The sequence below is a fragment of the Acinetobacter sp. CIP 53.82 genome (assembly GCF_000369465.1).
GTDB classification, from domain to species: domain Bacteria; phylum Pseudomonadota; class Gammaproteobacteria; order Pseudomonadales; family Moraxellaceae; genus Acinetobacter; species Acinetobacter indicus.
In genome coordinates this window covers 750080-761758 of record NZ_KB850045.1, presented here as the reverse complement: position 1 = coordinate 761758, position 11679 = coordinate 750080, and the positions used below count along the sequence as shown (strand labels likewise).

The following is an 11679-nucleotide window of genomic DNA, read 5'->3' as shown; positions in this document are numbered from 1 at the left end:
TTATTCAGTACTTTTGGGGTTAATAAATGATAACGAAGATAACCGCCGCACAATATACCACTTTGGGTTTAAAATGCTTAGGCTATTTCCCATACTGGCGCGGACTTTGTCCAAACCAGCGTTTAAAGGCATGATTAAAAGCGGCAGGTTCTGAATAACCCAGTAACTCTGCAATCATTTCAATTGAATAAGCTTGATATTCAATTAATCTCAATGCCTTGTCTTTGATTAAATCTTCACGAATCTGTTTATAACTGGTGTTCAGCTGCTGCAACTGATGACGCAAGGTACGCTCTGGAATCTGTAAGGCCTGCGCGGTTTCTGCCATGGTCGGCATCACGCCCTGCTGCAATTCCAGATAATCTTTGACTCGCTGCACCAAGGTCGGTGCCTGATCTTCCAGTTTTAAGCGCCGCAGCTCTTCAATACACTTTTCTTCAAAGGTCTTAAAGGTAATTGAATCGGCGGATGGAATTTTCACTTCCAGCACCGACTGCTCGAACCAGAACGCTGCATGGTCATGACCAAAACACAAGTCATGACCATAATAGCCATGATAAGCCGCCAGGGCCTGCGCCTGATCTGGCCGTGCAAACGGCAGTTCAATACGGATTTGCGGCACATTCAGGCTCATCATCTTGTAAAGATCCTGAATAAACTTGAAAGTTCCGGAAATTTCACATTGTGCCCGCAGCATGCCCAAATCACTATCCAGATCATTCGGCAGATATTGCAGCGCCACCCGATCTGCCTCATGTTTCAGCTTTAGCTGCCCAGTCAGATGAGTCAACCCCTGATACTGAATGCCTTTTTCAATCGCGGTTGCAATGGTGTCAGAAGTCACCAGTAACATCAGCAAGGGACCATAACCGGCCAGTGCATAATGCTGACCAATAAAAATACCCTGCTCAGGTCGCACCCCGGCGCCAATAATCTTCAGAATATCCAGTTCCAGTCGCGGATGAATCACCGAACTGGCATCCAGTGCATCTGCATGCAGCCCGATACTTTGCAAACGCTCGTCCACATCAATTCCGGCATTTCGCATACCTTGAATTAAGTACATGAGACCGAGAATGGATCGTTTCATAGGGGCGCTTGAGTCACGTCTGTGTATCTGTTTTACTATATCATTCACTATTTTTAAATTGCCGAAAATATCAATTTTTTTGTCAGTGCTATCATGGCATCTGCACTGACCCGCTTATATGCTAATCATAGAAATAAAAAGAAAAGGATATACAACTATGCATGATGCATTGTCAAATCATGATTTTTCTACAAATCATGCCGTTCAAAAAACTAAAATTGCCATTATTGGTGCCGGTTTTGGTGGCTTGGCGATGGCCATTCGCCTGCTGCAGCAACAGATGACCGATTTTATTATTCTGGAAAAAGCCAATGAGGTTGGTGGTACCTGGCGGGAAAACCAGTATCCGGGTGCGGCCTGTGATGTGCAATCGCATATGTATTCCCTGTCATTTGCGCCCAAAACCGACTGGTCAAAACGCTATGCCGAAGCGCCAGAGATTTTTGCCTATATTCAGGGCCTGACCGATCAGTTCCAGCTCAGAGATTATTGCCAGTTTCAGACTGAAGTCCTGTCTGCGCATTATCAGGAACAGGACTGCGAATGGCATTTAGAGCTCAATCAGCAGCGCAAGCTAATTGCCCAATACGTGGTATTTGCCTCCGGACCCTTGCATGTGCCGCAAATTCCACATATTCCAGGGATCGAAAAATTTAAAGGCAAGGTCTTTCATTCATCGCAGTGGGATCATCAATACGACTTAAACGGTAAAAATGTCGCCTCAATTGGTACCGGCGGCAGTGCCATTCAATATATTCCGGAAATTGCCCCGCAAACCAGACAGCTGTATGTGTTTCAGCGTACCGCCGCCTGGGTGATTCCACGCGATGAACGACTCTATAGCCAGCTTGAAAAAAAGCTGTTTAAAAAGTTTGACTGGTTTAGAAAACTGCACCGCGCCCGCCTGTACTGGTCCAATGAATCCCGCGTGGTGCCGATTGTAAAACCAGGGGTAATGAAATATACCCAGAAACTGGCCGAAGCCTTTTTAAAATATCAGGTCAAGGACAAACGCATCGCCGCCAAGCTGATTCCTGACTATATTATGGGTTGTAAACGTATTCTGGTCTCCAATAAATATTATCCGACCTTTAATCGCACCAATGTCGAACTGGTGACTGATGCCATTCAGGAGCTGACTGAACACAGCATCATCACCAAAGATGGCAAAGAACGCCCAATTGATTGTCTGATTTATGGCACCGGTTTTATTACCGATCCGCGCATTTATCTGAAATCGTTTGATTGTGTCGGTGAACATGGCGTGGAGCTGAAACAGGCCTGGAAAGATGGCGCCGAAAGTTATTATGGCATTTGCACCAAAGGCTTTCCCAACCTGTTCCAGCTGCTAGGTCCCAATACCGTACTGGCACATAATTCAGTGGTGTTTATGATTGAGGCACAGGTTGACTATATTTTGCAGATGATCAAGCTGGTCGAACGTACCCAGACCGATGCCATAGTCATTAAAGATCAGGTTCATGATGACTATAACCGTTATGTTCAGGAGATGCTGGCCGGGACCATCTGGCAATCCGGTTGTGTCAGCTGGTATCAGCAAGATGGCGGTAAAAACTTTGCCCTCTGGCCGACCTATACCTGGAAATACTGGTTAAAAACCCAGAAAGTGAATCCGGCTGATTATCGCTTACTGAATAAACGTGCAAAACAACAGCTGGCCAGCTAATTCAGGCATAATAAGCAGGAATTGATTTTAGGCGAGTATAGATGCAATCCTTTTGGCTTATTTTCCAGCTACTATTTTGTCTCTATCTCGGCTATGCCTTTGCAGCCCGGTTTCCCCGCTGGCTGCAACAGCTTATGCTGAAACTGTTACCTTATTTCAGCTATATTCTACTGATCGCCATTTCACTTGAATTTGCCCAGACTTTAAACCAAATCCCTCAACCGGAACGTATTTTAACCAGCGCAATGCTGATTTCATTTAGCACCAGTCTCGGCGCTTTCGCCTGCTGTTATGGCCTGTTTAAATGGGCCGGTTTTCAGCCCAGCCAAGGACGCGTATCCTTCAGTCTGGTACTACAATCCTTACTCAATATCAGTTATGCCTTCATTGCTTTAGCCGCTGGTTATCTGCTTTATCTGGGCAGTGAATATTGGCAGCTCAATTTACATATTAGTACCTGGCATTTATTACTGGTCTTTATGCTAATGATTGGTTTTGATCTCGCACGTACGCCACTTGACCACTCCTGGTTAAACTGGAACATCCTGCTGGTGCCAGTGGGCTGTATTGTTGGCTCGATTTTAGGGGCGCTGTTCTGCTTATTCTGGCTATCACACATTTCCCTAAAAGATCTGATCATGCTGTCGCAAGGCTATGGCTTTTATTCCATGAGCGGGATTGTAATTAGTGAACTGCGTACAGCTGAACTGGGCAGTATTGCCCTGATGAATGATTTATTCCGCGAAATCTTTGCGATTGTGCTGATGTATCTGATTGGTTGGCGTTATCCGCGTGCGGCCATTTCTTCTGCCGGCGCTACAGCGATGGATGTGACCTTACCAATGGTGAAACAGGCCTGTGGCAATGACTTTATTCCTCATGCCATGGTCAGTGGTTTTGTGTTGTCAGTATTGGCACCTATCGTGGTCAGTATTCTGGCAGTGATTTAGATTTAACCTCTTCCAACCTCCCTTTACAAAGGGAGGAGTCCCCCTTTGGAAAAGGGGGGGTTAGGGAGATTACAACGTCGCTAGAATATCTTTAAGCATTTGACGAGGATGTTCCGCCTTGGTAATTGGGCGACCAATCACCAGATGTGTTGAACCATCCATCATCGCCTGTTTAGGCGTGACGATACGCTTCTGGTCATCTGCAGCTGAACCTTCAGGGCGAATCCCCGGCGTTACCAGAGCAAATTCTTGACCCAAGCTTTCACGTAGCATCTTGGCTTCTTGCGCTGAACAAACTACGCCATCTAAACCGCTGTCTTTGGTTAAGGCGGCTAAACGCTTCACCTGTTCAAATGGCTCAATATCTAAACCGATATCACGTAAATCTTCACGACCCATTGAGGTCAGAACAGTCACCGCAATAAGCTGGGTGTTGTAATTCCCTGCTTTTAAGCGCTCTACACAGGTTTCCATCATTTTTCGGCCGCCAGAGGCATGCACATTCACCATCCACACCCCTAAGTCTGCTGCCGCACATACAGCCTGAGCCGTGGTATTAGGAATATCGTGGAATTTCAAATCCAGAAAAACTTCAAAGCCTTTATCTTGCAGTGCTTTGACCACTGCTGGCCCTTCATGGGTAAACAGCTCTTTACCGACCTTGACCCGACATAAGGCTGGGTCTAGCTGCTCGGCAATTGTCATTGCGTCGTAATGACTTTTTGCATCTAAAGCAACGATAATACTCATGAGAAGACCCTTAAAACTGACAAAATTAAAGCATTATACGAATTTCAAATCTGGCAACCAAGTGAATTTTATTGAATATAAGCAAAGCAGTTAAATTAAGCTGCTTATTTATAAAACCTTATAGATCAAACTAAGCATTTCAAAACATGGCTGTATAAAAAAACGCTTAAGAGATCAGCTCTTAAGCGTTAAATATTTCAAGTTGCAGACCCTGAATAAAGCCATTCAACTTTATTCAAGCGCCCGCTATAAAGGTGTAGATGAACGATCATTCGGATGAATATCTACCACTGTTTTTTCATGGCGTGTATTTGCAGCCGCCTCAGCCGCTGCCAACTGTGCCGTATGAATTTGCTCTTTGCGCAGATGGTCAATATCTTTACGCAGTCGCTTGATTTCCCAGCTGGTCTGGAATACGCGGAAAATCTGCACACCCAGTAAAAGTCCAACAACAACACCCAGTGCCAGGGTCAGTAATAACAATAACCCCAAACGCATGGCTGGAACTTGAGTGAACAAAAGGTCAACCGACAGCTCGGTCCCATTTTGTAAAACCAGAGCCAATGAATAGCCAAACAGTACAATCAATAATGCGACTAAGACGTAACGCATAAACACACCTCAGGATATAAATTAATTATTTCTCTGCAGATGCGTTCACTGCATCGCGCAATGCTTTACCTGGTTTGAAATGAGGTACCGCTTTTGCCGCCACTTTAACTGACTTGCCCGTTTTCGGGTTACGACCTACACGTGGCTCACGATGATGTAATGCAAAGCTACCAAATCCACGAATTTCAATTCGGTTATCTGCAGACAGTGATTCAATCATTTGATCAATCATAATCTTAACAGCTTCTTCAACTAAAGGTTCCGCTAAATGTGGATTTTTTAGGGAAATTCGCTCTATTAAGTCAGACTTATTAAGTGCTTCAGTAGTCATCTGCGACCTCTTTAATTATCAAGCTACTTTAACTTAAAACCGATAATAACCTGTTTAAATACAAAACGGTAGCGCAATAAGTTAATACTACGCTACCGTTTACAGTATTTGTGTAAAAAGTAAGAGTTAAATTACATTAATCATACTTTTCCACGGCTACTTAGTGGTTCATCTGAGCTTTGATCAGATCACCAATAGTCTTAGGACCATTGTCTTGAGAAGCTGTTGCTTGACGTAAGTTAGCTACTGCTTCTTTCTCTTCAGCTTCGTCTTTCGCTTTGATAGACAAGTTGATAGAGCGAGACTTACGGTCAACGTTGATGATTTTCGCTTCAACTTCTTGACCAACTTCTAAGAACTTAGTTGCATCTTCAACGCGGTCGCGGTTGATTTCAGATGCTTTCAGAGTTGCTTCAACTTCGTCAGCCAACTTAACAGTCGCGCCTTTCGCGTCAACAGCAGTTACAGTACCTTTAACCAGCGCACCGCGTTCGTTAGCAGCTAAGAAATCGTTGAATGGATCGCTGTTCAATTGCTTGATACCAAGGCTGATACGGTTGCCTTCAGCATCTACAGACAGGATAACCGCTTCAACAGTGTCACCTTTCTTGTAACGACGAATCGCTTCTTCGCCTTGTTCGTTCCAAGAGATGTCAGACAAGTGAACTAGACCATCGATACCGCCTGGTAAACCAATGAAGATACCGAAGTCAGTGATTGACTTGATTGTACCTGAAACTTTTTCACCTTTGTCGTGGTTCTTAGCAAACTCTTCCCATGGGTTAGCACGAGTTTGTTTGATACCAAGAGAAATACGACGACGCTCTTCATCAACTTCAAGAACCATAACGTCAACTTCGTCACCGATCTGAACAACTTTAGATGGGTGGATGTTTTTGTTGGTGTGGTCCATTTCTGAAACGTGTACTAAGCCTTCAACGCCTTCAGCGATTTCAGCGAAGCAACCGTAGTCAGTTAAGTTAGTTACGCGAGCTTTAACGATAGAACCTTTAGGATAACGGCTCATGATCGCTAACCATGGATCTTCGCCTAATTGTTTCAGGCCTAAAGATACGCGGTTACGTTCTTTGTCAAACTTAAGTACTTTAACAGTAACTTCTTGACCAACTTCAACAACTTCTGATGGGTGCTTGATACGTTTCCAAGCCATGTCAGTGATGTGAAGAAGACCATCGATACCGCCAAGGTCAACGAACGCGCCGTAATCAGTAAGGTTCTTGATCGTACCTGTAACTGTTTGACCTTCTTCAAGCTGAGCAAGAAGCGCTTCACGGTCAGCTGAAGATTCAGCTTCCATAACAGCACGACGAGAAACAACAACGTTGTTACGTTTAGCGTCAAGCTTGATAACTTTGAATTCTAACTCTTTACCTTCAAGGTGAGTTGTGTCACGGATAGGACGAGTGTCTACCAAAGAACCTGGTAAGAACGCACGAACTGGACCGATGTCAACAGTGAAACCGCCTTTAACTTTACCAGAGATAACACCAGTAACGATTTCGCCGTCTTCAAAGATTTTTTCAAGTTTAGTCCAAGTTTCAGCACGTTTCGCTTTTTCACGTGATAAAACTGTTTGACCCATACCGTTGTCGAGAGCTTCAACAACAACATCAACAGTATCACCAACTTGAACTTCAAGTTCACGTTGTTCATTTAAGAATTCAGCACGGTCAACAATACCTTCAGATTTAAGGCCAGTGTCAACTGTTACCCAATCAGAGTCGATGCTTACTACAACGCCTTGGATGACAGCACCCTTTTCAACGTTGAGGTTTAATTCGCTTTCTTCAAAGAGGGCTGCAAAAGATTCGGTCATGATATTTCCGATAAAGTCAGCGGTCTTGGATCAGACAAGGCCGGTTTAGTTAAGCGTTTACATAGTCCGTATAAAACTGATCAAGCTATGCATTCGCTGAATAAATTTAGTTTGCTAATTGCTGGTCGACATAACGTGTCATCAGTTGAAAGACTTCATCGATGTTCAAATCTGAACTGTCAATGATGTAAGCATCAACCGCTGGCTTGAGTGGAGCAACTTCGCGCTCCATATCTCGTTTGTCGCGAGCTTCGATATTAGCTAAAATGTCGTTTATTTTAGCATCCAGCCCCATACCCTGCAACTGTTTTACACGTCTTTGCGCGCGCGACTCTGCCGATGCAGTCAGATAAATTTTGGCTTGTGCTTCAGGAAAAATGGAGGTGGCCATGTCACGACCATCGGCTACCAGCCCCGGCACCTGGGCAAAAGCACGCTGACGGGCCAACAATGCCGTTCTAAGTTCCGGAATTGCTGCGACTTTTGAAGCATATTCTCCGACACGTTCGGTACGAATGGTCTGACTGACATCTTCACCATCCAGCATAACCTGAGTGCCGGTTGCCGTGCTCTGAAATTTGATGTCTAAATTTGTTGCAATTTCGATGCATTTGCTCAGTTCGCTACTCAGACTTTCCAGCAAATCTGCCTTATGCAATGACAGCCCAAGCAGACGATACAACGCGCCTGAGTCCAGCAAGTGAAATTGATAATGTGCAGCCAGTTTGGCGGCAAGCGTACCTTTACCTGAGCCACTTGGCCCATCAATGGTAATAATTTGAACTGTCATTGCGTTTCCAGACATATTTACAGATTTTTATACAGATTTCGCCAGTTTACTTAAACCGATTTTAATTGCAGTTTTCAACTGGGCAAGAATGAGTTTACTAACAAAAGGCGCGCGTGCCTGTAGCTCAATCCGGTAGGTCACCAGGGTTTTATCTTCCGCCACAGGCTCAAATTCAATCATGCCCAAATGATGTTTCACCAACGGATTTTTAATAATTTTATATTCAATCCTTTGATTTGGCTCGAGCACCGTAATCTGCTCCTGCAAAGGCTTAACCGGGCCAAAACCCATCCGGCGCACTGAACCCACACCATCCGGGCGTTCAGGATCAGCGGAATCCTTGACACGCTTAACCTGTAAAGGTGCAAAAGCGGTGTTATAGGTGGCATGTTTCGACATTAATTCAAATACCTGTGCTACAGGCGCATTAAATTCTTTTTTAATTTGAATAGCGTTCATTTTATTGTTCCTAAAGGGATTCAATCACATACACGGCTTAGTGTAGAGGAAAATGCTTTAAAGATTCTGATCATTTAAGGACTTTTGTTGTAATTTTTGCTGTCTTTTCTGCTCACGACGCAGCTTGAAAAAATCACTCAGCTGGGCTGCACATTGGGCTTGTAAACAACCCGCTTCAAACTCAAACAGATGATTATAATAGCCACTGTCCAGCAATTGGCGTGCACTGACCAGAGAACCGGCTTTCGGCTCGGTGGTGCCAAAGACTACCCGTTTTACTCGGGCATGAATCAGCGCACCCACACACATAGTACACGGCTCAAGCGTAACATAAAGCGTGGTATCTTCCGGCAAGCGATAATTTTCAATGTGAATACAGGCTTGACGAATGGCCAGAATTTCAGCATGCGCGGTAGGATCATTCAGGGAAATGGGCGCATTATAGCCCGACCCAATAATCTGGTTCTGACTGACTAAAATTGCCCCGACAGGAATTTCTCCCTGCGAGGCCGCTAATGCAGCCTGCTCAAAAGCATGCTGCATCCAGTATTCATCAGAATAAACTTCTACATCAGACATAAATCAGCTGATAACACCATGACGTTTCAGGAGGTCATTCCAGCTTTGAATTGAAGTCACCGGTGGATCATCGGCCAGAATACCTTTCAGGCTGCGATCAGCGCCCTGCTTCCACTCTGGAGATAAATCCTTATCGACCAGACGGGCACGCACACCCTCAACAAAGTCAGGGTGATTGATTTTCCAGGCCGAAATCTGGGTTTCCAGTTCAAACACTTCATTCCATGAATGCACCTGTTTGCCCCATTGCCATAATAACCAGCTTAGGGCTGCAGTTGTCAGTGAACCTTTTTGCAGGTTTTCACTGGCCTGACGCAGCCAGTCGCTACGCGCATCACTTAAACCGACAATTGCTTCATAGTCATGTTCAAAGTTGACACCACGACACACGCTATGAATTACATCCAATGAATTCTGTAATGGTCCTGGTCCAACCGGACGATGCATACTGTTCAAAGTGTCATCAATAGCACGGAAATCACCGGCCGGATAATGATCCCAGTCAATATTAATCATCCGGTCCAACACCACATCACGTGCGACATCGCAGATATGTGTGGCCCAGCCAATTCCGTAAGCGCCGGCGGCAGTCATAATCGAACCGGTTAAACCAGTGAACAGACCAATAGCACCCCGATCTGCCAGAAAGCGCGATGCACCTACATCCGGATAAAGACCAATATTAATTTCCGGCATTGCCAGACGTGAATGTGGGGTTACCAGACGGAATGGTGCTGCCATAAACAGACCAAGACCACCACCCATCACATAACCTTCACCCCAGACCAGCACCGGCTTGGCATAGTTATGCAGCAACAAATCCAGCGCATATTCCTGTTCAAAGAATTTATTGGCGGCCTCAACTTCGTCATTAATCACCAGTTGACGCAGTTTGCGCACATCTCCGCCGGCACAGAAGGCTTTTGGTGTAGTAGAGTCAAGCCAAATGGCTTTCACCTGCTCATCCGTATGAAAGTCCTGAAAGACTTCCAGTAAAGCAGTCACGATAGATTCATCCAGTGCATGTAATGACTTTGGGCGGTTCAAACGAACAATACGCCAGCCATTTTGTGCTTCTTCAACAATTAAATCGGGATGATACTGTTTCAATACGGGAGTTTGTGTCATGCGTCCAGCTGCCAGTCTATAGGCTCAATGCCATGTTGTTTCAGGTAATTATTTGTTTTTGAAAACACTTTACATCCAAAAAAACCACCACGGTTTGCCGCCAGCGGCGACGGATGTGCGGCTTTCAAGATTAAGTGTTTATTCGGATCAATGCGTTGTCCCTTACGCTGTGCATAGGCACCCCATAAAATGAACACAATATGCTCACGCTGTTCATTTAAGACATCAATCACATGATCTGTAAATTCTTCCCAGCCCCGCTTCTGATGCGATGTTGGCTGTGCAGCCTCAACAGTCAGGACACTGTTTAACAGCAGCACACCCTGTTCCGCCCAACGGGTTAAATCGCCATGCTTGGGAATATCTAGCCCCAAGTCGGTATGTAACTCATGGAAAATATTACGTAAAGATGGCGGTAATGCAACCCCTCTCTGCACAGAAAAGCTCAGGCCATGTGCCTGATTCGGACCATGATAAGGATCTTGGCCCAGAATAACGACTTTGACCTGCTCTAGCGGCGTGGTATTTAGTGCATTAAAAATTAAGCCACTTGGTGGATAAATCACTTTATTGGCTTGTTTTTCTTCGAGTAGGAATGCTTTTAAGGCATCCATTTTCTCACCCAGCAAAAAATCGCTCAGGGCATATTTCCAGCTCGCATCTAACTGAACCTTCTCCAGTTTCGCGTGTTGCTGTTCAGTTAAAGACATACCTGTATTAAATCCTTTATATCCATGTCAGGATGTGTGTATTAGAGTTTAACCTGTAAATCTACGCTTGGGTTTTGGAATTTAATACCCTGTTTCAATTTTTCATACATCTCGGGATCTGACCATTCCGCGCGCACCTGCGCTGAAAACTCGATCTGATCCAGGGCAAGCCGTCCCATTTGTTCGTTTTCAATATCTTCTAAAAAGCTTTGCGCATAACCGGTATCGGTTTCATGCACAATTACCGAATAGACTTCAACATCACCTTCACCATTCTGGGTGATGGTTGAGGCCAGCACCTGCTGCGCCAGAAAGAAGAAAATACGGGAAAACTGCTCGGCAGATGGCGATACTGGTAAAGAGACCCAGCGTGCACTGAAGTTTTGGCAGGCCTGAATATAATCCGGATTGTCCTGTTGCCAGAAACAGATCGCATGATCGAAAGAATCAAAAATTTCTTTAATCACACCTTTTAGCAAGCCAAAATCATAGACCATTTGACCATGATCTAATTTCGTTGCCTTAAGTAACAGCTCAACTTTATAGCTATGGCCGTGTATTGAACGTTTACAGCGGTCTGAAGTGCAGTTACGCACAATATGAGCATTTTCAAACTTAAATAACTTACGAATTAACATGTGTCCCGATCAGGCCAGATTATTTGTGAATCGACTATTAATTATAAAGCAAAATTAAAGGAATAAGCATTAAATTTGCTGTTTAACTTGATAGCTAAAACCTATCTCGCTTTATGCA

The 11679-nt window shown here is 44.7% G+C and carries 13 protein-coding genes; 2 read left to right on the top strand and 11 right to left on the bottom strand.

Features of this window, described 5'->3' with window-relative positions; all coding sequences use genetic code 11:
• Window positions 1-82: 82 nt before the first annotated feature.
• Window positions 83-1090, bottom strand: a complete 1008-nt coding sequence (locus F905_RS04175; protein WP_005177547.1) for an AraC family transcriptional regulator — start codon at window positions 1088-1090, stop codon at window positions 83-85.
• Between the two features lie 157 nt (window positions 1091-1247).
• Here F905_RS04175 and F905_RS04170 point away from each other — a divergent pair, with 157 nt between their 5' ends.
• On the top strand, window positions 1248-2777 hold the full coding sequence (locus F905_RS04170; RefSeq protein ID WP_005177544.1) for a flavin-containing monooxygenase: 1530 nt from the start codon (window positions 1248-1250) through the stop codon (window positions 2775-2777).
• A gap of 41 nt (window positions 2778-2818) precedes the next feature.
• On the top strand, window positions 2819-3727 hold the full coding sequence (locus F905_RS04165) for a LysO family transporter (protein WP_005177539.1): 909 nt from the start codon (window positions 2819-2821) through the stop codon (window positions 3725-3727).
• A 69-nt stretch (window positions 3728-3796) separates the two neighbouring features.
• On the opposite strand, the gene pyrF is transcribed toward F905_RS04165, so the two are convergent.
• From pyrF to F905_RS04115, 10 genes are all read right to left on the bottom strand, one after another.
• Entirely contained in the window at window positions 3797-4477 is a 681-nt protein-coding gene (pyrF, locus tag F905_RS04160) for an orotidine-5'-phosphate decarboxylase (RefSeq protein ID WP_005177537.1), read from the bottom strand.
• 246 nt (window positions 4478-4723) lie between these two features.
• Window positions 4724-5089 carry a lipopolysaccharide assembly protein LapA domain-containing protein gene (locus F905_RS04155; protein WP_005177535.1) on the bottom strand — a complete coding sequence of 122 codons (366 nt, stop codon included), beginning with the start codon at window positions 5087-5089 and terminating at the stop codon, window positions 4724-4726.
• A gap of 25 nt (window positions 5090-5114) precedes the next feature.
• On the bottom strand, window positions 5115-5420 hold the full coding sequence (locus F905_RS04150) for an integration host factor subunit beta (RefSeq protein WP_005177533.1): 306 nt from the start codon (window positions 5418-5420) through the stop codon (window positions 5115-5117).
• 160 nt (window positions 5421-5580) lie between these two features.
• Complete coding sequence (gene rpsA, locus F905_RS04145) at window positions 5581-7257, bottom strand: 30S ribosomal protein S1 (protein WP_005177527.1); 1677 nt, start codon at window positions 7255-7257, stop codon at window positions 5581-5583.
• Window positions 7258-7363: 106 nt separating this feature from the next.
• The gene (gene cmk, locus F905_RS04140) at window positions 7364-8047 is read right to left on the bottom strand and encodes a (d)CMP kinase (RefSeq protein WP_005177526.1); all 684 of its coding nucleotides are present in this window, start codon (window positions 8045-8047) and stop codon (window positions 7364-7366) included.
• A 27-nt stretch (window positions 8048-8074) separates the two neighbouring features.
• Entirely contained in the window at window positions 8075-8506 is a 432-nt protein-coding gene (locus tag F905_RS04135) for an SRPBCC family protein (RefSeq protein WP_005177523.1), read from the bottom strand.
• A 57-nt stretch (window positions 8507-8563) separates the two neighbouring features.
• Complete coding sequence (gene tadA / locus F905_RS04130; protein WP_005177522.1) at window positions 8564-9085, bottom strand: tRNA adenosine(34) deaminase TadA; 522 nt, start codon at window positions 9083-9085, stop codon at window positions 8564-8566.
• 3 nt (window positions 9086-9088) lie between these two features.
• On the bottom strand, window positions 9089-10213 hold the full coding sequence (locus tag F905_RS04125; RefSeq protein ID WP_005177517.1) for an enoyl-CoA hydratase/isomerase family protein: 1125 nt from the start codon (window positions 10211-10213) through the stop codon (window positions 9089-9091).
• Window positions 10210-10923: a uracil-DNA glycosylase gene (ung, locus tag F905_RS04120; protein WP_005177514.1), complete on the bottom strand. Its 714-nt coding sequence runs from the start codon at window positions 10921-10923 to the stop codon at window positions 10210-10212. Before ung ends, F905_RS04125 begins: the two co-directional genes overlap by 4 nt.
• A 41-nt stretch (window positions 10924-10964) precedes the next feature.
• Window positions 10965-11561, bottom strand: a complete 597-nt coding sequence (locus F905_RS04115; RefSeq protein ID WP_005177512.1) for a 6-pyruvoyl trahydropterin synthase family protein — start codon at window positions 11559-11561, stop codon at window positions 10965-10967.
• Between the last annotated feature and the right edge of the window lie 118 nt (window positions 11562-11679).